25 protein-coding genes and 1 riboswitch are annotated in these 23,600 nt (G+C 37.1%); of the genes, 16 read left to right on the top strand and 9 right to left on the bottom strand.

The genetic code is table 11. The features are described 5' to 3' along the window. Positions 1–8 precede the first annotated feature (8 nt). On the bottom strand, positions 9–428 hold the full coding sequence (locus tag MHB65_RS21920; RefSeq protein WP_342441712.1) for a hypothetical protein: 420 nt from the start codon (positions 426–428) through the stop codon (positions 9–11). 595 nt (positions 429–1,023) lie between these two features. Here MHB65_RS21920 and MHB65_RS21915 point away from each other — a divergent pair. From MHB65_RS21915 to MHB65_RS21905, 3 genes are all read left to right on the top strand, one after another. Beyond that, positions 1,024–2,313, top strand: coding sequence for a glycoside hydrolase family 18 protein (locus tag MHB65_RS21915; RefSeq protein WP_205447132.1), 1,290 nt, complete (start codon positions 1,024–1,026; stop codon positions 2,311–2,313). A gap of 127 nt (positions 2,314–2,440) precedes the next feature. After that, on the top strand, positions 2,441–4,648 hold the full coding sequence (locus MHB65_RS21910) for a YcdB/YcdC domain-containing protein (RefSeq protein WP_342441711.1): 2,208 nt from the start codon (positions 2,441–2,443) through the stop codon (positions 4,646–4,648). A gap of 106 nt (positions 4,649–4,754) precedes the next feature. After that, positions 4,755–5,219 (top strand): YusW family protein, encoded by a 465-nt coding sequence (locus tag MHB65_RS21905; protein ID WP_342441710.1) that lies wholly within the window; start codon positions 4,755–4,757, stop codon positions 5,217–5,219. Between the two features lie 639 nt (positions 5,220–5,858). Here MHB65_RS21905 and MHB65_RS21900 read toward each other — a convergent pair. Continuing rightward, positions 5,859–7,853 (bottom strand): catalase, encoded by a 1,995-nt coding sequence (locus tag MHB65_RS21900; RefSeq protein WP_342441709.1) that lies wholly within the window; start codon positions 7,851–7,853, stop codon positions 5,859–5,861. Between the two features lie 152 nt (positions 7,854–8,005). Between MHB65_RS21900 and MHB65_RS21895 the strand changes: the two genes are divergently transcribed. From MHB65_RS21895 to MHB65_RS21870, 6 genes are all read left to right on the top strand, one after another. Continuing rightward, positions 8,006–8,440 (top strand): MarR family transcriptional regulator, encoded by a 435-nt coding sequence (locus MHB65_RS21895; RefSeq protein WP_342441708.1) that lies wholly within the window; start codon positions 8,006–8,008, stop codon positions 8,438–8,440. Between the two features lie 51 nt (positions 8,441–8,491). Next, a complete protein-coding gene (locus MHB65_RS21890) occupies positions 8,492–9,475 on the top strand; it encodes a ring-cleaving dioxygenase (protein WP_342441707.1) in 984 nt (327 codons plus the stop codon). 70 nt (positions 9,476–9,545) lie between these two features. Beyond that, positions 9,546–10,163 (top strand): nitroreductase family protein, encoded by a 618-nt coding sequence (locus MHB65_RS21885; RefSeq protein WP_205445823.1) that lies wholly within the window; start codon positions 9,546–9,548, stop codon positions 10,161–10,163. 63 nt (positions 10,164–10,226) lie between these two features. After that, complete coding sequence (locus MHB65_RS21880; protein ID WP_205445821.1) at positions 10,227–10,769, top strand: NADPH-dependent FMN reductase; 543 nt, start codon at positions 10,227–10,229, stop codon at positions 10,767–10,769. A 127-nt stretch (positions 10,770–10,896) separates the two neighbouring features. Next, a complete protein-coding gene (locus tag MHB65_RS21875; RefSeq protein WP_342441706.1) occupies positions 10,897–12,291 on the top strand; it encodes an ATP-binding protein in 1,395 nt (464 codons plus the stop codon). Continuing rightward, positions 12,269–12,970, top strand: coding sequence for a response regulator transcription factor (locus MHB65_RS21870; protein WP_342441705.1), 702 nt, complete (start codon positions 12,269–12,271; stop codon positions 12,968–12,970). Before MHB65_RS21875 ends, MHB65_RS21870 begins: the two co-directional genes overlap by 23 nt. A gap of 40 nt (positions 12,971–13,010) precedes the next feature. On the opposite strand, the gene MHB65_RS21865 is transcribed toward MHB65_RS21870, so the two are convergent. Further along, positions 13,011–13,580 (bottom strand): YdhK family protein, encoded by a 570-nt coding sequence (locus tag MHB65_RS21865; RefSeq protein WP_342441704.1) that lies wholly within the window; start codon positions 13,578–13,580, stop codon positions 13,011–13,013. Between the two features lie 115 nt (positions 13,581–13,695). Then, positions 13,696–14,292, bottom strand: a complete 597-nt coding sequence (locus tag MHB65_RS21860) for a biotin transporter BioY (protein WP_342441703.1) — start codon at positions 14,290–14,292, stop codon at positions 13,696–13,698. A 154-nt stretch (positions 14,293–14,446) separates the two neighbouring features. After that, positions 14,447–14,635, top strand: a riboswitch (cobalamin riboswitch). Positions 14,636–14,779: 144 nt separating this feature from the next. On the opposite strand from MHB65_RS21860, the gene MHB65_RS21855 reads away from it, so the two are divergent. The 3 genes from MHB65_RS21855 to dapF are packed head-to-tail and all read left to right on the top strand — an operon-like array spanning position 14,780 to position 17,536. Next, positions 14,780–15,826, top strand: a complete 1,047-nt coding sequence (locus tag MHB65_RS21855; RefSeq protein ID WP_016993711.1) for an iron chelate uptake ABC transporter family permease subunit — start codon at positions 14,780–14,782, stop codon at positions 15,824–15,826. Positions 15,827–15,831: 5 nt separating this feature from the next. Continuing rightward, positions 15,832–16,623: a heme ABC transporter ATP-binding protein gene (locus MHB65_RS21850; protein ID WP_205445813.1), complete on the top strand. Its 792-nt coding sequence runs from the start codon at positions 15,832–15,834 to the stop codon at positions 16,621–16,623. Positions 16,624–16,678: 55 nt separating this feature from the next. Further along, positions 16,679–17,536, top strand: a complete 858-nt coding sequence (dapF, locus tag MHB65_RS21845) for a diaminopimelate epimerase (protein WP_342441702.1) — start codon at positions 16,679–16,681, stop codon at positions 17,534–17,536. Between the two features lie 90 nt (positions 17,537–17,626). Here dapF and MHB65_RS21840 read toward each other — a convergent pair whose 3' ends face one another. From MHB65_RS21840 to MHB65_RS21830, 3 genes are all read right to left on the bottom strand, one after another. Then, positions 17,627–17,941, bottom strand: coding sequence for an SMR family transporter (locus MHB65_RS21840; protein WP_342441701.1), 315 nt, complete (start codon positions 17,939–17,941; stop codon positions 17,627–17,629). Then, positions 17,941–18,294 (bottom strand): SMR family transporter, encoded by a 354-nt coding sequence (locus tag MHB65_RS21835; RefSeq protein ID WP_342443777.1) that lies wholly within the window; start codon positions 18,292–18,294, stop codon positions 17,941–17,943. Before MHB65_RS21835 ends, MHB65_RS21840 begins: the two co-directional genes overlap by 1 nt. Before the next feature lie 74 nt (positions 18,295–18,368). Further along, positions 18,369–18,947, bottom strand: coding sequence for a TetR family transcriptional regulator (locus tag MHB65_RS21830; protein ID WP_342441700.1), 579 nt, complete (start codon positions 18,945–18,947; stop codon positions 18,369–18,371). Between the two features lie 201 nt (positions 18,948–19,148). On the opposite strand from MHB65_RS21830, the gene MHB65_RS21825 reads away from it, so the two are divergent. The 4 genes from MHB65_RS21825 to MHB65_RS21810 all read left to right on the top strand — a co-directional run bounded on the left by MHB65_RS21825 (position 19,149) and on the right by MHB65_RS21810 (position 22,767). Further along, positions 19,149–19,319, top strand: coding sequence for a hypothetical protein (locus MHB65_RS21825; RefSeq protein WP_205445806.1), 171 nt, complete (start codon positions 19,149–19,151; stop codon positions 19,317–19,319). 71 nt (positions 19,320–19,390) lie between these two features. Beyond that, positions 19,391–20,557: an endonuclease Q family protein gene (locus MHB65_RS21820; protein ID WP_342441699.1), complete on the top strand. Its 1,167-nt coding sequence runs from the start codon at positions 19,391–19,393 to the stop codon at positions 20,555–20,557. A gap of 109 nt (positions 20,558–20,666) precedes the next feature. Beyond that, positions 20,667–22,292: an S-layer homology domain-containing protein gene (locus MHB65_RS21815; protein WP_342441698.1), complete on the top strand. Its 1,626-nt coding sequence runs from the start codon at positions 20,667–20,669 to the stop codon at positions 22,290–22,292. Positions 22,293–22,398: 106 nt separating this feature from the next. Further along, positions 22,399–22,767 (top strand): ion channel, encoded by a 369-nt coding sequence (locus MHB65_RS21810; protein ID WP_342441697.1) that lies wholly within the window; start codon positions 22,399–22,401, stop codon positions 22,765–22,767. A gap of 48 nt (positions 22,768–22,815) precedes the next feature. Here the strand turns inward: MHB65_RS21810 and MHB65_RS21805 are convergent, their stop codons facing one another. Both MHB65_RS21805 and MHB65_RS21800 read right to left on the bottom strand, forming a co-directional pair. Continuing rightward, positions 22,816–23,103, bottom strand: a complete 288-nt coding sequence (locus MHB65_RS21805; RefSeq protein WP_004224435.1) for a DUF2653 family protein — start codon at positions 23,101–23,103, stop codon at positions 22,816–22,818. Beyond that, positions 23,091–23,555, bottom strand: coding sequence for a hypothetical protein (locus MHB65_RS21800; RefSeq protein ID WP_205445799.1), 465 nt, complete (start codon positions 23,553–23,555; stop codon positions 23,091–23,093). Before MHB65_RS21800 ends, MHB65_RS21805 begins: the two co-directional genes overlap by 13 nt. Between the last annotated feature and the right edge of the window lie 45 nt (positions 23,556–23,600).

Raw genomic sequence — 23,600 nt, 5'->3', positions numbered from 1 at the left:
ATCCCTCCTTACCAAATTCGTCCTGCAAGCATAGTTAGTTTAATAAATGTAAAAACATCGTCTTCCTGTATGTTTAATGGTGTAGTAAGAGAATCTAAAGACTCTTCATTGTGAAGGACTAAGAACAGCTCGTCCTGAAAGGCTTGAAGCATTGTGGAGATAGCCTGATCAACTGACTGTAAAGCATCCTTTTTCTTTTCTCCAAAATGTACTTTGCCATACTGGGCAGCGTCTTCTAATTGCTGATCCGTTAAATATAGATGAAGTGGTGTATCTACCATTTTTTCATTAAATTGTTGTACCTGCTGTGTTACAAGCTGAACAAGTAAATCTTGTAACGTTGTGACAGGCTCTTCAATAGAAAATGGAATTTTTTCAAGCTTACGAGATTTCTTACCGATCACTTTTTGCTGGTAAAATAAACGCAATCTAACACCTCCTTACAATAATTTCATTATACAAGAGTGAGAACCGGGAAAAGAATAAGGCATATGACGCTAGTTGTGTAAAATATTTTGGGAAAAGTGTAACAAAAAGTAGCCTGTTGCAACTGTTTTGTAGGGTAGAAAGTGGGTGAAGCTTTGCTAAAGATTATGTAAAAAATAGAACATTTGTACGATTTGTGCTATCGAGATAAGTACCATTTTGCGCTTACTTATACAAATAACGGTGAAGAAGCGGAATATATTACTCTGATAACTTTATAGACATACATAGAAAACAAAAATTAGGCTTCACTTAAAAGAAACAATCCTACCATTAAATAGGCTCGCTTTGAAGTGACATTGAAATATATGAATAATAGCAAAGCATTCAGGGGCTTAACAGATATTTAAACCTCATGAACGAACAATCATCATACATCCACTATTGAAATAATTGCTGTAAAGAAGGTGACAAAATAATCAGTCCTAAAATCCATTCAGCGATGGATTTTTGTGGAGGTGTTGAGAGACATCTTTTCATCTCTGATTTCATAAGCTTTATAGGTATGATTTTATCAAGCTAGAAGGAGGCAAAATCATTCAAATACATGTTGTACGGGCTGGCGAGTCTTTATGGGGTATTGCGCAGGCATATGGGGCTACGGTTCAAAGTATTATAGATGCCAATCAAATTCCAGAGCCAAATCGTTTAGTTGTGGGGCAAGCTCTTGTAATCCCAATTGTCGGAAGCTTTTATTATGTACAGCCAGGTGATAGTTTATGGTCAATCGGTCAACGCTTCGGTATTAATTATCTAACACTTGCACAAGTAAATGGCATTAATCCCAATCAACCATTAGCTGTTGGGATGAGATTGTATATTCCACAACCGCCAAAAACAAGAGCAGAAACATTGGCTTATTTAGAGCCGAGAGGAACATCTGTTAGTGAGGCACTCTTGAATCAAGCGAGGGAAGCAGGTCCCTATTTAACATATTTAGCTTTATTTAGTTATGAGGCAAGACGTGATGGTACCTTACAGAGACCACCAAGTCAAGGTGTGACACAAATTGCAAATGATACAGGAGCATCAATTGCGATGGTTATTTCTAATTTAGAGAATTTTAGTTTTAGTGGTGAATTAGCGAGAGATATTTTTCAAAGTACGGCTGTTCAAGATTTATTATTTGATAATATTCTTGCGGAAGCAAAGCAACTTGGTGACGTCAAAGATATCCACTTTGATTTTGAAAATTTGCCAGCAGATCAACGACAAGCCTATAACAACTTTTTAAGAAGAGCTGTAGAAAAATTCCATGCTCAAGGATATACAGTGTCTACGGCATTAGCTCCTAAAACAAGTGATAGTGAACGAGGACCATGGACAGCGGCACATGATTATAGAGCACATGGGGAAATCGTGGACTTTGTTTTACTCATGACCTATGAATGGGGATATTCAGCAGGCCCACCAATGGCCGTCTCACCTCTCCCAGAGGTAGAGGCAGTTGTAAAATATGCGGTGAGTGAGATACCTGCAAGCAAAATCATGTTGGGGCAAAATTTATATGGCTATGATTGGACATTACCTTTTGTTCAAGGGGGACCGTATGCAGAAGCACTTAGTCCACAGCGAGCCATTGAAATTGCTAAACGTTATAATGCAGCGATTCAGTATGATTGGAGAGCCCAAGCACCATTTTTTGAATACTATGATGAGCAAGGTAGGGCGCATATGGTGTGGTTTGAAGATGCTAGATCTATTCAAGCTAAATTTAATCTCATTAAACAATATAACCTTCGTGGCATAGGTTATTGGAAATTAGGACTACCATTCCCTCAGAATTGGGTGTTAATTGGTGCCAATTTTGATGTGGTAAAGAAATGAGAAAATGAAGAAAAGTGGATATATTACCCAATATGTTTCTTCAAAGAGGAAATTATCTGTAAAATTCATATCTAAATATGGATAAATATATTATAATTATGGTAAATAGTATTATAGGAGGGATATTTTGGGTAGATTTAAAAAGTTAGGTATTATTTTAACGACTACGGCATTTTCTGTTGGGGTTCTAGCACCCGTTTCACAAGCTTCTGCAAATGTGAAAGAACCTTCAGAGCGTATTGAAATACAGTTAGCTGCTACAGAGACAAAAGTGACAAAGGGTATGCTAATTAACAAATTACGTGCACTATTCCCTGAAGAGTTCAAATTTGTAGCTGACAATGAGTTTAATTCTGGAGGCGGTCATTTCTTTAGAGATGATAAAACTGTCCGTTATGATTTAAACTTCCATAAAACGGTGAATGGTAAAGATGTTTATGGTGGTTTTACATTTAAAGGCGAAGATTTAGATTTAGAACATTTCTATTATCAACCAGCTAATATCGCTGAAGCAGTATATCCAGCAAAATATTCGGAGATTGAAGCCAAAAAAATTGCAGAAGATTTCCTGAAAAAATTTGCGAATATAGAGAACTATAAACTCCGTGAAGATGGCTTCGGTTATTACAATGATATCAATCGTCCATTATCACAGCCAATTACCTACTCATTTGTTTATTCACCAACTTATAATGGTGTCCTTATTGGCGATCAAAGTATTACCATTGATGTTCTTGCTAATGGCCAAATAACAGGAATGTACCGCAATACAGATTCTATTAGTAAAGCAACCTTTGATAGCTCAAGCCAGAAAAAAAATGAGGAAGAAATTGCTGCACAAGTACGTGATAACCTAGCAGTTGAACTTCGTTATGCTGTTGACTATTCTAACGATCAACGTAATGTGAAGCTTGTCTATATGCCAGCGACAGGGTTTAATGGTGTACATGCTTTAACGGGTCAATGGCAAACAATGAATGGCTTCTCTGCACAAGTTCCAAAGACGAAAAGTGCTCAGAAAATATCTTCACAGCAGTTACCGCCAAGAAAAAGTGGTATGACAGTAGCAGAAGTTGAGGAATTCGCTAAAAATTTCTTAAAGGTTGATGAAGACAAGGCAAAACTCTCTATTGATATGGTTGATGAACGAGAAAATGAAAGTGGCGAGACGGTTTATACAGTAAATTACATGTATATGTACAATAATGGTGGTTCCGGTACCTCTTTCGAAATTAATAAGGCAACAGGCGAAATCGTGCAGTACCATGATTTAAGGAGAGATTTTACAAACACCGACAAAACAAATACTATTTCTAAGGATGCTGCATTGGCAAAGGCGGTTGAATACTTAAAGCAATGGGCTCCATCCTATTTACATGAGTATTCGATGCCAATCGATGATGCTGTACATGATGACTATAGTAAAGATTATTACTTCTCCTTCCCACGTATCGTAAATGGGATTGCGGTTGTTGGAGATGAAATATACGTAGGTATTGGCTCTGATGGGTCATTACGTTCATTGAATGTTAATAAACAAAAGATTAATAATTGGCCATCTATCAGCCAGGTAATCTCAGCTGATAAAGCTAAAGAAGCTTATAGTAAGGCACTTACATTACAGCTACAATATGCAAAACAAGATACTGAAGGTAAACAACATTATGATCTAATCTATGCTCCAACTTACAATGGTAGTTTAGATAATCAGATTGATGCAATTACCGGTGAATGGTTGTATCAGGTAGATGGCTCCAAAGAGAAGCCATCCATTTCACATCCAACTGCAGCTAATGAATTAAATTATCTTTTAAATCAAAATGTATTAGAGGTAAAAGATATAGCAAACTTTAATGCTGATGCTGCTGTAACAAAGGGAGAAGCATTAAAGATTCTACTAAAATCTTTAACATATGGCTATTTTGGTAGCGGCGAAGGAGAAAAGCAATCCTTCAGCAATATCGATAAAAACCATCCATTATATGGAGTGGTTGAACAAGCTGTTAGAATGGGAATTTTACAGCCAGCGAACCAATTCGCTTTGGATGAAACATTAACTCGCCAAGAGCTAGCAGTTTGGGCTGTTAAAGTAATGCAATTGGAGAATGTTGCAAAGTATAAGGATATTTACAAATTAAACTTTGCGGATGCAGCGTCTATTGATCCAGCGTATACAGGCTATATAGCAATAGCAAATGGGATGGGTCTAATTGATACACAGCAAAATAACTTTAATGCTACTAAGAGTGTGTCATATGCCGATTTGGCTGTGTCAACAGTTCGTTTAGCAAAAGCAATTCAAGAAAATAAAGTGGATCGTAACTTCTATTATTAAGTCGTATTCCACGAAAAGGGTATCTCCTCATTGTAGGAGATGCCCTTTTTTTTAGGTTAGTTTGTAGAAGAATAGGGAAGTAATATGTAAGAAAGGAGTGAATCAATTGAAATTGAAATTTATCTTAGCGATTCCTTTAATGACTATTATTCTTTACGGCTGTAATAAGGATGAGGTAAAGGATGTGCCAGCAAATGCACCAGCAGATCAAAATGCTACTCAACAAACTGGTGATACACCAACTGACCAAGTGACCTTCAATTTTATAGAGTTTTCATTAGACGTTGACTACTCTGCAACGGAGTCTTATGAGGTAGAATATGAGGATAAAAAAACAGGCATAGAGGCAAAGTTACAGGATGATCGAAAAAATGAAAAACTACAGGGTGATGAAGCGTATACTAAATTAGAGCCGTTATTTAAGCAGTTGAATTTTGATTCTACAACACCTAATGATGAAGTGATTGATCAAGTAATCAAAGTATTCAATATTGAAGATAACTATCAATCCATTGAAGTGGATGTCGAATTTGTAGACGGCAATGAAAAGGAATTTAAACGAATTAAATAATAGAAAAAAGCCAGCTAGCTGATTGAATCAGTTAGCTGGCTTATGTTGTTGAAAAAAGATGATGTCAACGGAAGAAAAAGTAACTTTGCAAGGTGAGGGGTTGATTTCCGTTCCGCCAGCGTCCTTTCCAGGGGGCGTCCGATGAGCCGCTTCACTCACTAACGTTCGCTCCAGGGTCTCATCTGTGACGCTAAATCCCCTAGGAGTGACGCTGTCTCCACTCCAATCAACCATTCTGCAAAATGTCTTTACTTTTTTCATACTAGCATAGCAATCAAATAGCCCATTATCTGTATTCTTAGAGGGGATAAACTCTTATTTTCAATGTGGAGAAGTGATGCGTGACAATACCTCTTCATAAAGAGTAGAGAACACCTTCACTTTATTTGAAAACCTTTGCTAAAAAGGTAACACTTTTGTGGATTGGAGTGGAGGGCTACTTGACTCCCGTGGGATAGCGAGACAGGCAAAACTCTAAACGGAGCGGTAGCGGAGGAAGCGATTCGGCGCTCGCCCACAGGAAAGCAAGTAGCCTGCAACGGAAATTCATTTTCACCTTCCATAAAAATTCTATGGATTGTTTTGTTTTTCAACACTATGAGCCAGCTAGCTGATTTAATCAGTTAGCTGGCTTTTTATTCATTTACATTCACGTACCCAATGTCGATGTTTAGCAAGGGCATGTACGAAAGATTTTGGATCGCTTGCAACCCCATTTTTATTAGCAATATGCTGTAAAAACGAAACATTTTTCGTATAACCTATTGTTTTGCAGTGCTGATAGGCTTGTTCAATAAACCGTTCTGCTTTTGCTTGTTGATAGGAATCTTGAAAGGCTCCTGTAACATAAACGCCATCATAAAGAACTGAGGAGGTTGTAGCAAATGTTTCGTGAATTTCATAGCCACTTACTATGCCTTGCTTAGTACTTACTAGCTCAACTACTATATTTTCACTTAAAAATGTAGCAATAAGTTCGTTTAAATTTTCACTACTATTTTCTGTAACCACTACAGCTACTTTATTAGATTGGACACTTTCCTTTGCATTGATTACTTGGCTAACAGCTGGAGAAGTTTGGTGAATATGCGGTACTTCCACTTCTATAGGGGGAACTATACCAATTCGTTCAGCAATAGCTGAAGCAAGTGAGTAACTGACATGAGCGAACATGTCTACAACTTGTTTACGAATCGCTTTATTTTTTACCTTGCCAAGTTCAAAGCTAAAGGCATCGATAATATGCTTTTTCTCAATATCTGTCATACTAAGCCAGAATAATCGTGCTTGTGAAAAATGGTCGTTAAAGCTCTCACTACGTGCACGTACTTTATGCCCTTCGACTTTTTCTTCATAATGCTTATAGCCACCATCTGCTTCAGAAACAGGGTGTGGTGTATTATTGGCTAAGGAATTTTTATGGTAGCTAACTTGTCCCACATTAATGGTTTGTCGGCCATAGCCATCTCGTTGGTTATTATGGAATGGACAGATCGGTTTATTAATAGGAAGTTCATGGGAATTTGGTCCTCCCAGTCTTATTAACTGCGTATCTGTGTAGGAGAATAAGCGACCTTGTAATAATGGATCATTTGAAAAATCAATTCCAGGTACAACGTGACCAACATGAAATGCAACTTGTTCCGTTTCTGCAAAGAAGTTATCCGTGTTTTTGTTCAATGTCATTTTCCCAAGAAGGCGTACAGGAACCTCTTCTTCGGGCCATATTTTAGTGGCATCGAGAATATCAAAGCTAAATTTAAATTCATCTTCAACAGGAATAAGTTGAACACCAAGTTCCCACTCTGGGAAATACCCACGTTCAATCGATTCCCATAAATCTCTGCGATGAAAATCAGGGTCTTTTCCAGCGATGATTTGTGCTTCATCCCAAACTAAAGATTTTACCCCAAGTACAGGTTTCCAATGAAATTTAACAAAGTGGGCTTTTCCTTCGGCGTTGACAAAGCGATAAGTATTCACACCAAACCCCTCCATCATTCGATAGCTTCGTGGGATCGATCTATCTGACATATGCCACATGACCATATGAGCAGACTCCTGATTATTTGCAATGAAATCCCAAAATGTATCATGGGCACTTTGTGCTTGGGGAATTTCGTTATTTGGTTCAGGCTTTACGGCGTGTATAAAATCGGGGAATTTAATAGCATCTTGAATAAAAAATACAGGAATATTATTTCCTACTAAATCATAATTACCCTCTTGTGTATAAAACTTGGTAGCAAAGCCGCGTGCGTCACGGACGGTATCTGCAGATCCTTTTGACCCTGCAACGGTAGAGAAGCGAACAAATACAGGGGTTTTAGTTCCTTTCCCATTTAAAAATTGAGCCTTTGTAATATCACTTGCACATTCATATGTTTTAAAAATTCCATGAGCTGCTGAGCCACGTGCGTGTACTACTCGTTCAGGAATTCGTTCATGGTCAAAGTGGGTCATTTTTTCACGAAAATGAAAATCCTCTAGTAAAGTGGGTCCTCGCTCACCTGCTTTTAGTGAATGTTCATCTTCTGATATCTTTAATCCTTGATTGGTCGTGAGAGGTTGATCTTTATCACTTACTCGGAATGCTTCTAGCTGTTGTTGTTTTTGGTTTACATCTTTTATCATTTAGAATCCTCCTTTATAAGTTACAACTACCTTCTACCCAAACAAGAAGATGACAAACATGATGAAACAAAATGATTGCTGTTTAAAATTGTATATGTTATTATTATCTCGAATTAAAGATAATTAAATTCGAAGTAAAAAGAGGGAGTCGTATGAAGGAAAATAATCGTAACTTAAAAGCATTTACGGTCTTGTTCCGAGCATATCAAACGATTCAAGATGCAACTAAAAGAGATTTACTTCAATACGATTTAAATCAAACCGAATTTTCGGTTCTTGAATTTTTGTACCATCGTGGAGAGCAACCTATTCAAATGATTGGTAAAAAAATATTAATTGCAAGCAGTAGTATTACTTATGTGATTGATAAGCTCGAGCAAAAAGGCTATGTATATCGTAAGGCGTGTCCAAGAGATCGACGTGTTACGTACGTATTACTAACGCTTGAGGGACAGGCTTTGATGGAAGAAATTTTTCCTAAGCATGAACAAAAAATAAATGAGATATTTGAAATATTGGAATCTCATGAGCTGGACAACATGATTTTATCACTTAAAAAAGTTGGCAAGAACGCCACTGACCAATAAAAAATTTTTACACATATATCTCGATATCGAGATAAATAGGAGGAGCATTCTATGAATCATTTAAAAGGTGTACACCATGTTACGGCCATCACAAGTAGTGCTGAAGAAAACTATAAATTCTTCACCTATGTATTAGGAATGCGCTTAGTGAAGAAAACAGTTAATCAGGATGATATTCAAACATATCATTTATTCTTTGCAGATGATAAAGGTAGTGCAGGTACAGATATGACGTTCTTTGATTTCCCTAACATCCCAAAAGGTGTACATGGTACAAATGAAATTTCAAAGACTTCTTTCCGTGTACCAACGGATGCTGCTTTAGATTATTGGGTAAAGCGCTTCGATCGTTTAAATGTGAAACATACTGGTATGAAAGAACAGTTTGGTAAGAAAACACTATCTTTCGTAGATTTTGATGATCAGCACTATCAGCTTATTTCTGATGAGCATAATACAGGTGTGGCAGCAGGTACGCCTTGGCAGGATGGACCCATCCCACTTGAAAATGCTATTACAGGTTTAGGGCCAGTATTTGTCCGTGTAGCTAATTTTAAATACTTTAAAGATGTGTTAGAAAAGGTAATGCTCTTTACAGAGATTGCAGAAGAAGGAGACTTTCATTTATTTGAAGTAGGTGAGGGAGGAAATGGCGCCCAGATTATTGTCGAACATAACACGGTGTTACCCGTTGCTCGTCAAGGTTTTGGTACTGTTCACCATGCAGCCTTTCGTGTAGAGGATCGTGCGGTATTAGATGAATGGACTACACGTTTCGAAAGCTTTGGTTTCCACACTTCTGGCTATGTAAATCGTCATTTCTTTGAATCATTGTATGCACGTGTAGCTCCGCAGATTTTATTTGAATTGGCTACAGATGGTCCAGGATTTATGGGCGATGAGCCATATGAAACATTAGGAGAAAAACTATCATTACCACCGTTTTTAGAACCAAAACGTGAACAGATTGAAAGTCTTGTTCGCCCAATTGACACTGTAAGAAGTTCTATTATGTTCGATAAAGAATATGAGTAACATAATTTCATCCAGTTGGGAAAGAAAAGCCTCACTGGATGAATACATAACTGTATTGGGGGATAAAAAAATGGAATTTTCCAAGCTGATAGATAAGCGTCGCTCTGCTAATAATTTTATCAAGGACGTTAAGATGACTGAGGATGACATACGTCCTATTTTGGAGGATGTCAAGCTTGCCCCATCAGCATTTAACTTACAGCATGCCAATTATATCGTTGTGCTGGATGAGGATATGAAAGAAAAGGTGAGAGAGGCGGCATTTGGTCAATATAAAGTGCATTCAGCTTCAGGAGTAATTCTTGTATTAGGTGACAAGGAAGCTTATAAGAATACTGCTGAACTAAGTCAAGGCATGGTGGATTTAGGTATAATTACAGCTGGCGAACTAGAAGATATTGTAGTAGAGAATACAAAATTTTATGAAGACCGCGGTGAAGCATTTATGAAGGATGAAGCCATTCGGAATGCATCTTTGTCTGCTATGTTATTCATGCTAGCTGCTAAAAATCGTGGCTGGGATACTTGTCCAATGATCGGCTTTGATAATCAAAAAATGCGTGAGCTTTTCAATGTACCAGAAACACATGAAATTGCTCTAATGATCACTATTGGGAAAGAAAAAGAAAGCAGTCGTCGATTACGTGGATATCGTAAGCCAGTTGAAGAATTTGCCATTTATTATTAAAATGGTATAAAATACAATAGCTATACAAATACTATGAATAATGTACATTTAGGAGGAAACATCATGAAGGTAGTAGCAATCGTAGGTAGTATCCGTAAAGAATCTTATAATATGCAATTAGCTCAATTTATTCAAAAACGTTATACAGAAAAGTTAGACCTTGAAGTTTTAAGCTTAAAGGACCTACCAATGTATAATCAAGATATCGAAAATGAGGCTCCACAAGCAGTTCTTGATTTTAAAGCAAAAGTAAAAGCTGCAGACGCTGTACTTTGGGTTACACCAGAATATAATGGTACTGTTCCAGGGGTTATGGTCAATGCTATTGATTGGCTATCTCGTGTAGATAAAGTAATGATTGGCAAACCATCTATCATCATGGGTGCATCAATGGGGAACTTAGGTACTGTAAAAGCACAATTACATTTACGTGATATTTTGTTCTCTCCTGGCATTAACTCACCATTACTAAGCGGCAATGACGTTTATATTGGTGCTGTTCACACTAAATTTGATGCAGAAGGCAATTTAACTGATGAAGGTACAGTGAAATTCCTTGACGTAGTCATTGATAACTTCTTAAACTGGGCAAAAAAATACATTTAATTAAAATCTGACCCATAAGTATACAATATACTTATGGGCATTTTTTGTTTGGAAAGATGCTCCTTCTGCATGAAATCTTCACACTTTCACGTTATACTTTTAAGAAATTCTAAATTGGTGGTTACGGATGAGAAAATTATCACTAAAGCTTGGCATCATCTTTTTCATCACATTGTTTTGTATCGAAACATTTATGATGTTTTTTTTGCATGTTTCCTTGACCAATTCTAGAGTGGAAGAGGAATTAGCCAGTTTGCAAGCGAGAGGAAACTCACATCGTACTATATTAGAACAGAACTTCAATAATGAAACACTAGCACATGTCGTTCTTATGGAATCGGAAGCAAGTACAGACGTAGTGGTAACTGACCTTGAAGGAACAATCCTTGCCTCCTCACAACCACATCTAGAAATCAGGGATCTATTTCGTAAGACAGAGGGGAATATACCTTATGAGGGAAGAGTTTTACAAGACAATTGGCAAAAGGTTCAAGCTATTGCTACGATAAGCCCTATTCAAAATCAGCAAGTAACGATTGGCTATGTATTTATGTTTCAAAATACCGATTCCATCCATGCATTAATGAAACGTCTCAATAAGCATTTTCTCATTGTGGGTATTGTATCTGGTCTTGTCAGCATTGCAGTCATTATTGTTCTATCTCGGAAGCTTGCTAAACCACTTATTCAGATGAAAGAGGCTACATTGAAAATGAGTAAGGGTGATTTTACAGTCGCTCTTTCTACGAATGGAAAAGATGAACTTGGAGATTTATCGAATGCGATACAGCTACTATCGAATGATTTAAATCATTTAAGGCAAGAGCGTAAGGAGTTTTTATCGAGTATTGCACATGAGCTTCGCACACCGCTAACCTTTATTAAAGGCTATACAGACATTCTTGCGAAACGGGATTTAACAGAGCAGGATCGTCAAAAGTATTTAACTATTATAATAGAAGAAACCAATAGACTTTCTCGGTTAATCAAAGACTTATTTGATTTAGCAAAAATGGATGAAAACTCATTTGTAATTGAAAAACATTACTTACATTTAGATTCGTTTTTTACAAGCATTGAAGAAAAATTAAGCCCTGCTTTTCAAGATAAAGGTATCTATTTTGTTGTACGTTGTGATAATGGCTTAACACTATGTGCCGATGAAGCAAGACTGGAGCAAATCCTGATTAATCTATTAAATAACGCATTAATCTATTGTGTGCCAGGAGATACGACTACCGTCACTGTAAAAAAACACAATGAAGTTTTAAGCATCATTGTTGAAGATACAGGTAAAGGAATACCAAAGAAGGATTTACCATATATTTTTGATCGGTTTTATCGTGTGGAAAAATCCCGTAGTCGTGCTTTAGGTGGTTCTGGACTAGGGCTTGCTATTGTCAAGGAACTTGTACAAGCGCATGGTGGAGAAATAAAGGTTAGTAGTGAAATAAATAAAGGGACTACTTTTGAATTATCATTTAAAGGAGTAGAAATGAATGAAAACAATTTTATGCATTGATGATGAGCCAAGAATGTTAGAGTTATTAACCCTTTATTTAGAACCACTATTTCTTTGTAGAGCCATGTCTTCCATTCAAGAGGCATTGGATTTTTTAGAAGAAGAGCATGTGGATTTAGTTCTTTTGGATATTATGATGCCAGAGATGGATGGATGGCAGGTTTGTCAGGAAATTAGGAAATTTTGGGATGTCCCGATCATTATGCTTACTGCAAAAGGAGAACATGCTGATATTGTAAAAGGCTTAAACCTTGGTGCTGATGACTACATATTAAAGCCTTTTGATGAGGAAGAGTTATTAGCACGAATACATGCTGTATTAAGAAGATCGAAATCAGAAGAAAAAGTAATTAACTTTGAAGGGCTTTGTTTAGATAGAGAGTCCTTTGAAGTATATTTTCAACATAAGGCAATTCCATTAACACCAAAGGAATTTGCCATGCTTGCCCTATTTTTAGATCATCAAAATAGAGCATTTTCTAGAGAACACCTTATCCATACAGTTTGGGGATATAATGTGACGATTGAAGATCGTACCATTGATTCACATGTGCGTAATTTAAGAGAAAAATTAAGAAAAAGTGGTTTCCCTGCAGATGATTACTTGCAAACTGTTTGGGGCATCGGCTATAAATGGCATAAGTCTGCAAATAGAAAGCCAATGGAGCATAAGAGCTAAAAATAACCTCTACCAGAATTGAAGGTAGAGGTTATTTCTATTATTTTGGGCTAAGCTCTTCTTCTGTTACCCATTTATGATTTTTTACAGCTTCACCACTTGTAGTGGAAGTATAATCAACCATATATACAGTTGTTTGCACAGCCTCATCAATAAGGACAGTCGCACTTTCCATACCTTCCATATGTGCTGCATCCGTTTTTACTTCTGTTCCAGGAGCCAGTGGTGCTTCTTGTGGGTCAATCAATTCTTCATGAATCACCCACTTATGCTTTTCTATACGCTTTCCACCAGATGTGGGCTCATAGGAAATAACATAGGCAGTCGTATTATAGGCACCTACTATTGTTGCTTCGGCTCCTTTCATACCGTCCATATGTCCATCTGTAATAATGGCTGTACTCCCCACAGGAAATTTCGGGTTTTCAGCTTTTTTTAAGGTTGCCGGTATTTCGCCAGAACTTGAATGGTTCATCGCAGAATGATCGATTTCTTCAGAAGTATCCACAGAAGTGGATGCAGGCTTTGTTTGATCCTCTGTACAAGCCGATAAACTAATTAGAGCGACTACTGATAATAGTCCGATTGACCATCTTCTATTGAATGTCATGTGATATCCTCCTCACTATTTGCCCTTACTGTAGCAAATAAATGTGCAGAAATGATGGACATGACCTATGAATAAATTTTCCTCTAGTCTGACACGAAAGAAGTGAAGAGATATGTTATTGAATGGGCATGATTTTCAATGTTTTTTGTAATCTATACGCGAAGATACCAGCAAAAATGGCTAAAATAATATCTTTTGGTAGTGGAGGCATCATCCAAAGCCAAGCTAGCTTATAAGAAAAATTCTCTGGCGCACTCGCCCAAAGCTTGTATGCAAAAAACATCCAATTTGTTCCTATCAAATAATTTATAGCCGTTGCTACTAAAGCAGCTACGATAAAGCTTTTCTTTGTCCCGCTTCGTTCCACGATCCACCCTGCAACAAATGCCGCTAAAATAAATGTAATAATAAACCCAAAGGTAGGACTTAAAATTTGACCAATTCCACCACCAAAGCGAGCAAAGACAGGTGCTCCTGCCAAACCCACACACATATAAATTGTACAGGCGAGCGCACCTTTTCTACTACCAAGAATAAGCCCTGCTAAAATCGCAAAAAAGGTTTGAAGCGTAATGGGTACACCACCAACTACCATAAAGGGTGCAAAGGAAGTGATATTAGCACCCACCATCATTAGCGTTGAAAATAATCCAATATAGGTAATGTCGACAGTTCTTAATTTATGATGACTATGTTGTGTAACAGTTGCCATGATTTCACCTCGTTTTAAAAGTTATTACAGCTAGTGTAAAAAACGAAAGTATCTGTGTCAACCTTATTATTAAAATTAGTTAACTCAAATGCTAGATGCATTTCTATGTAGACTAACTATCTATAAAAATGTATGATAGAATCGTCACAATTTTATAACTTCAAATACTATTGGTGTGATATTTTTGAATGTCACTTAAAAGGGAAGTCGGTGGAAGTCCGATGCTGTCCCGCAACTGTAACGAGGAATCCTATAATATTATTTGCCACTGTGTAAGAATGGGAAGGCAATTATAGGATGTTGAATCGAAGCCAGGAGACCTGCCAGTTAGTAATACCTGTAATGCCCACGAGGATGCAAGCAATTACGGACAATAGCTGGATATTTTCTGACTTTGTTTAATCTAGGGTATTTCTATGTGTATTTTCGCATGGAATACCTTTTTTTATTGCTTCATTCATCAATATTCAGTAGGAGTTTAAAACAGATGAATAAAAAATTTATGTTATTTTCCTTTGTACTTTTCATGGTATTAATTGTTTCAATGACATTTGCTGTAATGGTTGGCTCTGTTTCAGTTACACCATTATATGTATGGAAAGTTATTCTTTCTAAAATTCCTTTTATACAAAATGCTATCGAACAAGATTGGAGTCGCTCACAGGAAATCATCATTTGGCAAATAAGAGCACCTCGTGTTTTGCTAGCTGCTATTGTTGGAGCGGGGTTAGCCATTGCGGGGGCAGCGATTCAGGCGCTTGTACGAAATTCCATTGCTGACCCGTATATTCTAGGAATTTCTTCAGGGGCAGCTGTCGGAGCTACTTCTGTAATTATTTTAGGGGCCTTTTCATTTTTAGGGATTTACGCTCTGTCAGTATCCGCATTTCTTGGGTCATTACTTGCCATTGCACTTGTTTTTTTCTTATCACGTGTTGGTGGACGTGTCTCTATTTTCCGCTTGCTATTGGCAGGTATGGCTGTGTCCTTTATCTTAACGGCTATCTCTAACTTTATTTTAATGATGTCAAAGCAAGAAGGGGCTTTAAAGGCTGTTATGTTTTGGATGCTAGGTAGTTTAGCTGGAGCTAAATGGAATAATATTGTGATTCCAGCTTTCGTATTCTTCGTTGTATTTGGGCTACTGTGGCTACACTATCGCAATTTAAATTTATTATTACTGGGGGAAGAGGCGGCAGTGACATTAGGCGTGAATCTTCAGCAATTTCGTATCCAGCTAATATTACTCGTTTCTCTGTTAACAGGTGTGCTTGTCGCAGTTAGTGGTTCTATTGGATTTGTGGGATTAATTATTCCCCATATTGTGCGATTAATTGTGGGCTCAAACTATAAATATGTAATACCTATTAGTGCTTTAATAGGTGGAATATTCTTAGTGTGGGCAGATGCCTTTGCTCGAATCATCATCGCTCCTCAGGAAATGCCAATTGGTATTATTACAGCTTTTTGTGGAGGACCATTTTTCATTTGGCTACTCCGTCGTAACAACTATTCTTTCGGTGAAGGAGATTAATTTCCATGACATTAGAAGCGAAACAAGTATCATTCTCCATTTACGATCAGCGTATACTACATGATGTAAGTATTCAAATAAAAGAAAAGCAATTTGTTGGATTAATTGGCCCTAATGGAAGCGGAAAATCAACATTGTTAAAAAATATGTATCGTCTCCTAAAACCCGAAAGCGGTACGGTATTATTAAATGAGCAGGATATTTTAAAGCAAACAAGTAAAGCAATTGCAAAAAATTTGGCCGTTGTTAGCCAAGAAACACCCGTTTTATTTGATTTCACTGTGCATGATTTAGTCAGTATGGGGAGAACGCCACATAAAAAGCTATTAGAGCTTGATCAAGAGCAAGATTTCCAAATTGTTAAAGATGCTCTTAGACAAACGGGTATATCTCATTTAGAGAAACGAAGCTTTAGCTCTCTTTCAGGAGGCGAGAAAAAGCGCGTAATGGTTGCACGAGCACTCGCTCAACAAGCACAGGTACTAATATTAGATGAGCCGACGAATCATTTAGATATTCAACATCAACTTCAACTCATGGATTTAATTCAGACCTTACATTTAACCGTAGTGGCAGCTTTGCATGACTTGAATATCGCTGCTATGTACTGCGATCAAATTTACGTTTTACAGCAAGGGCGGATCGTTTGTCATGGTACACCAGAGGAAGTGCTGACGCCAGCATTGTTGCAAGATGTATTTGGTGTCTTTGCCGATATTCAAACACACTCACTGACAGGTAAGCCTTATCTCACATATGTCCCTGACCAATTTGCGAAGAAGGTCAGCCAAGTTTAGGAAAGCAAGATCTTCTATTTAAATACATATAACATCCTTTATAGGGAGTGACTGTATGCAAATAGCCTTTACGAAAATGCATGGTATTGGCAACAGCTATATCTATCTTGATCTTTTTCAATATGATTACAAGGAAGATATCTTTTTTGAATTGGCTCAGAAAATGGCCAATGTTCATACAGGTATTGGCTCAGATGGATTAATTATTATCCAACCATCCAAAATTGCTGACTGTTGTATGCGTATTTTTAATAAAGATGGCTCTGAGGGGACAAATTGCGGTAATGGTCTTCGCTGTGTTGCTAAGTATATCTTTGACCGTCATATTATGCGAAAAGAGCTAATTACGATTGAAACAAAATCCGGAATTATGCTGGCACAGGTAGTGGTTCAAAACAATAGTGTGATAGAAGTGATTGTCGATATGGGCAAACCTCTCTTATTGCGCAAAGACATTCCGATGCTAGGAAACCCAAATGAACATGTCATCAATGAGGTATTTCCGTTACCCCAACAATCTCTTTTGGTAACGGCGTTGTTTTTGGGGAATCCAAATGCCGTCATTTTTGTGAATGCTATAGAACAGGCACCACTAAAAACATTAGGGGGGATTATAGCAAATGATGTGAGATTTCCTCATCATAGCAATGTTGAATTCGTAGAGGTCGTTCATGCGAAAGCATTAAAATGCCGAGTTTGGGAGCGAGGTTCAGGTATAACAGAGGCATGTGGGACAGGTGCTTGTGCAGCGGTAGTGGCTGCTATATTAAATGGTTTTTGTCAGAAGGAAGAAGAGATAGTAGTCCAACTTAGTGGTGGTGATTTAGTCATACGATGGGCCGAAAATGACCATATCTGGATGCGTGGTCCAGCAGAGTTTATTGCGGATGGAATCTACGAATTTTTATCTTAATTACTTCAATACTTCTTCGCCATGCCATATTAAATAAAATGAATAAAGGACGCCTCCGATTTAAGAGTGGCGTCCTTTATTGTAGAAACATTAAGATACTGCTTTTAAGCCTGCTACACCTATGATAATCGCTAGGATACTAATAATACGTGATAGATTTTTGGATTCACCAAAGAAAATGATATTTACTAGCACAGCTCCAACAGTGCCAATTCCTACCCATACTACATAGGCAATACTTAACTGTAAATAGTTGAAAGATGCATATAAAAGAGCAAAGGACACACCAAAGCCACCAATATATAAAATAAAGTTTCGTATTGTTTTATGCTGACTATAGAAGCGTAAGCCGATTACACCTATAATTTCAGACAATGCAGCTAAAATAATAAATACCCAACCCATTATACATTCGCTCCTTTCGTTTGATCTTGCTCTTTAGAGGAATTATCCGCTAATTTTAGACCAATCACACCTAATATTAAAATAAACATAAACAGTCCTTTAATGGCATTAAACTCTCCTTCGAAAATGAAAATATCCATTAATGTAGTACCGATTGCACCTGCTCCGGCGAAAATAGCATAGACTGTTCCAGTAGGTAAGCTCTCACAAGCCTTCGATAAGAAGTGAAAATCTATAGCAATGATTGTCACAATAATTATCCAGTGCCACCATGAGCTTGCAACATTAAAGCCAAATACCCAAAGCAATTCAAATAAACTTGTTAATACGACGTACATCCATTCTTTTTTCATCATTAAAATCCTTTCATGGGATAAGATTAAATGACTGACGTTCAGTCATTTTTAGAATAAAAGAGAACGTCACTTTATGGGTGACGTAGGCCAAGTGCATGATATAGGAAATCGATAAGCTCCAGCTTGAGCAATTTCATTGTTTCATCCTTGCTATCATCAAATAAATAAATTTGTTCGGCAGCAGATTCAATTAGACCAATCATCAGTTTAGCTGAACGAGTTGGATCAATAGAATCACGTATCATTCCTTGTTGCTGGCCAGATAGTAAGAAATGACTCATCCAGTCATAATAGGGAGCATAGATACTTTCCCATTCTTTTAAATGCTCTGTTTGTGCAATACCCGCATAAATAAGGGCAACGATATCTCCATATTCTTTCGTTATTAAGAAAACCATTTCCACAACCTCTTCAAGTTGCTGTTCAAAAGGCCTATGACTTGAAATACCTTCGTCTAAGGTAGCTATAATTCTTTCTACCATATTTTTTGCAATAGCAGGCATAACAGAAAGGCGTGATGGGAAATAAAGATAAAATGTTCCTTGAGCGATCCCAGCAGCTTTAACGATATCTGAAACCTTTGTTTTTTCTATTCCTTTTTCACGAAAAACCTCAATGGCAGCTTGAATAATTTTTTCTTCCTTTGACATGCAATCCCTCACTTTTGCCTTACTTATTTAGTATGTTACAGAATAAGAAAACCAATGTCAACAAAAAAATGACTGATAATCAGTCATTTTTTTTGTTCAATGTTCGTTTGAAACGCCATTATACAATCAGACACCATTATGCGGAGCAGGAGTATATTTTCTATATTTCGGGGAATTTTATGATTGAAAGGATTGATGATCATGAAAGAAATTAAGTTTGCACAATTAGACCCGCAGCAACTCGAAAAAATTAATGAGCTTGAAAAAAAGATTGGTGTGACATTAGTTGCCTATGATGCTTCCTCCACACCATCACATGGTTCTGGCGCTTTTGAGGCAAATAATAGCACTACTCAAAATCATCCATCATAATAAAGTGAGAAATGCCTTGCAGTAATGTAAGGTATTTTCATTTTATAGACGTACTAAAAGGAGTGATTGGATTGAAAGAATTCTATGCGGATTTACATATTCATATTGGACGTACTTCTAGTGGAAGAGCAGTGAAAATTACTGGCAGTAAAACGTTAACATTAGCACGAATTTTAGAGACGGCTAGTGCGAGAAAAGGATTAGATATTATTGGGATCATTGATTGTCACTCCCCAGACGTAATTGAAGAAATGATGGAGATGATTGCACATGGTGAACTGCAAGAACTAAAAGAAGGTGGTCTACGTTTTCAAGAAACAACTTTGATTCCAGGATCGGAAATTGAAATTTATGATCAACATTGTCATGGTCCTATTCATGTGCTTGCTTACTTTCCTACACTAAAGCTTATGAGGCAGTTCTCAGACTGGATGTCACAACATATGAAAAATATCCATTTAAGTTCACAGCGTATTTATTGTGACGGCCAGACCTTGCAGCAAAAGGTGCATGAATTGGAAGGGATTTTTATCCCTGCACATGTATTTACACCATTTAAAAGCTTGTTTGGCAAAGGGGTCCGTCGTAGTTTAACTGAAGTCTTTGATCCACACCTGATCGATGGCATTGAACTAGGTTTAAGCTCTGATACAAATATGGTAAGTCATATCAAAGAGTTACAAGCATATACATTCGTTAGCAATTCTGATGCTCATTCGCTTGGAAAACTGGCAAGAGAGTATCAGAAGTTACGATTAGCAGAAGCGAATTTTGTGGAATTAAAAATGGCCCTACATGAGCAACAGGGGCGAGCGGTAATAGCTAATTATGGCTTAAATCCTTTGCTTGGCAAATATCATCAAACAGTTTGTGCAAAATGTAGTGAACAGCTAAGTAAAGAAGCTGCGGTTTGTACAGTCTGTGGAAGTACTCAAATCATCAAGGGAGTAGCTACACGTATACAGGAGTTATCTGAAGATATCCCCAATGAGCGAAATAGACCACCTTATATTCATCAGGTACCACTTGATTTCATTCCAGGTGTTGGACCTAAAATGATGGAACGTTTAATCGAAGCATTTGGTACAGAAATGAATATTTTGCATCGTGTAACAGTAGATCAACTTGAACAAATTGTGCCACGTAAAATAGCCCAATTAATCGATTTAGCGAGAACGGGTCAATTAGCCATCGAAGTTGGTGGAGGTGGAATTTATGGAAAGATACAGATTGACTAGATAAAAAATGAAAAGTTTCAAAAAGATTGTTGTAATTTAACCTATTTTTAACGCTCCTCTAGTAAAATAGTGAAAACAATGACTATTTTATAAGTGGAGGAGAGAGTAAATGCGATTATCAAAGAAATTTCGTTTTTTAGCCTCAAGTATATTGGCTTTGCAATTAGCTATACCTGTAGCAGCTAATGCAGAAGAAATACAAGGTGACCACATAGCACCAAGTTGGGTTGTACAGACCGATTATGTTGCACTTGGTGATTCATTAGCGCATGGGATGAATGAAGTAGGTGTAATTGGATTAGGTTATACCGATTTTATTGCACAGGCTTTACAGCAAGATGGTTTCCTTACTTCTTTTAATAAGGGCTTTGCTATGTCAGGCTACACAACTAAAAATGTTTTAGCAGATCTACAAAATGATGTAGCAAAAACAGTGACTGGTTTCGGTTATACAAAGGAACAAGCAAAGTTACGAGCTTCTATTAAAGAAGCTGAAATCATCACATTAACAGCTGGAGCAAATGATTTATTGCCAATATTAAAAGAATCTCAAGCAACGGGCATTGACACTGTGGCTATCATAAAAGCTTCTAAAGAAGCTGTATCGAACATTGCTACTATTCTATCTGAAATCAAAAAGATTAATCCACAAGCTGAAGTATATGTGATGGGCTATTATAATTCCTTCCCATACTATAGTGAGAGCTTACAAAATCAATTTAAACTGTTATTAGCTACATTGAATTCAACAATCAAAACAACGACTGAAAAAGCAGGCGCTATTTTTGTTCCTACATATGATGTTGTTGCAAAGGATGTTGCTAACTATCTACCAAACCCAGAAAATATTCATTTAAGTGAAGCTGGTTATTTAGCGGTAGCAAATGAAGCATTTTTACCAATCATTAAAACAAGCTCTTTATGGGATGTAACGCAGGCTATTGGAGTAGAAATAAAAGATCGTACAACGGTAGAGGTTAGTTGGCAAGAAGCGACAGATAATGTAGGCGTGGCAAATTACAATGTCTATGTGAATGGAAAATTAACTTCAACATTAAGTGCTGATACTACTACGATTACGCTCGAAGATTTAACAGAAAATACAGCCTACAATGTATCCATCAAAGCAATCGATGCTGCTGGTAATGAAAGTGTTCAAAATCCTACAGTTACTTTCACTACGAAAGGAACAGTAAGTTTTACAGATACACAGAATCATTGGGCAAAAGACTATATTCAAAAAGCAGCAGATACGGGTATAATGAATGGCTATACAGATGGGACATTTAGACCTGAGAGTAGTGTTACACGTGCCCAAGCTGCAGCTATTCTTGTAAGAAGTTTAGGCTTAACTACAGAAGAAAAAGCACCATTTACTGATATTACAAATTATGATGCAGCAACACAGTCAGAAATTGCGGCTGCATATGTACATGGTCTTATCAAGGGAACGGGTGGAAAATTTAAACCTGGACAGCCTGTGACACGTGCTCAATTAGCTTTAATGATTCATCGCGCCTATGAGCAGCAATTTAATCAGCCGTATATTGCAAAAGGTGATGTGCCATTTGCAGATGTAGCTTCATATAATGCAGAAACAAAACGTGCAATCACAATGCTGTATGAGTTAGGAATCGTGACAGGGGATGGAGAGAAGTTCTTACCAGAGGCTGTCACAACAAGAGGTCAAGCAGCTAAAATATTTACAAACCTTAGTCAGCACCTCATTCAATAATAATTAAAAGGTAGGGGGAGTGTCACCTCTACCTTTTGACGTTTTCGTAAAAAACGAAGTATAGTCTAACTATGCTGTTGAACGTCCATCGATAAAGGAGAATGGGATGCTGTCATTTATATTATCTGCTAAAAGATTAGTAAAAGGTTTGTGGAGGTCCTTTAAACGTCCACAGTTCATATCATTATTTACTACACTATTCTTAATCATTCTATCAGGAACTCTATTCTACAAGGGGACAGAAGGGTGGTACTGGTTGGATGCCATGTATTTTGCTGTAGTGAGCTTGATTCCAACAGGTGTAGAAACAGGGCTATACCCAACAACAGCTTATTCTAAAGTATTTACAATGATCTATTTAATTGTTGGTACAGGAGTCATGTTTATCATGTTATTAATGCTGGGCCGCTCTATCGTAGATTTTTCTCTTAATGAGGAAGAAAAAGAAGAGGTTAAAAAACGTTTGAAAAAGTAAAATAGCAGTACAATGAATCTTTTGGACGATTCATTGTACTGCTATTTTTTATGATAGTTTGGCAATAATGCCTTCTTCGTCATCTAAAACAAGCTCAATCCCTGTCGAGAATGGATCACCATGCAAAACATCCTTGATCCAAACACGTAAGGCACCAATCATGGCTGCTGTATTAAGCACTTCTATTTGACCATTAACTTCAACCTCTGCACCAAAGCCTGCGTCATCTTCGTAAGTCAATTCAACAAGAACATCCTCTGGGCGAATGTTTTGATAATAGGCTTGAGATAAACAAATAGCATTAATAATATCTTGTTCGTTGATTATTTGTGCCATTGTGCTTCCTCTTTGCGCTTTTTATCTTTAAACATATTCATTATTTTTACAACAAGCATTACAATAACCGCAATTGCTGCCACGTTAATAAGTAAACCTAAAATATTCCCCAATATCCCCATACCACCAAATAGACTACCGAATAATAAACCAGCAAGTCCACCAAGCATTAATCCTTTCATCAGACCGCCTGAGAAAAAGCCACCTTTTTTAGTAGTATCTGCTTTATTAGTAGATGTTGAGTTGTTTTTATTTGTTGTTGCATTGTTTTGATCTTTAGAAGTATCCTTCGATTTTTGGATATTCGAGCTATTATTGTTGTTAGAGAAGCCTTTTTTACCCGATTTATACGATTTTGCTTCTGCCGTTGGTGTATCAGTAATAAATAATGTTGCACCAACAGTTGAAAATATCAGTGTCGCTGCAAAAAGAGCGGCAAGAATTTTTTTCATTACATACATTCCTCCAATATAATTTTGAATTTAATCATAAACTAG

The sequence above is a fragment of the Lysinibacillus sp. FSL K6-0075 genome (genome assembly GCF_038592945.1).
Lineage (GTDB): Bacteria > Bacillota > Bacilli > Bacillales_A > Planococcaceae > Lysinibacillus > Lysinibacillus fusiformis_F.
This window is presented reverse-complemented; position numbering and strand designations above follow the sequence as displayed.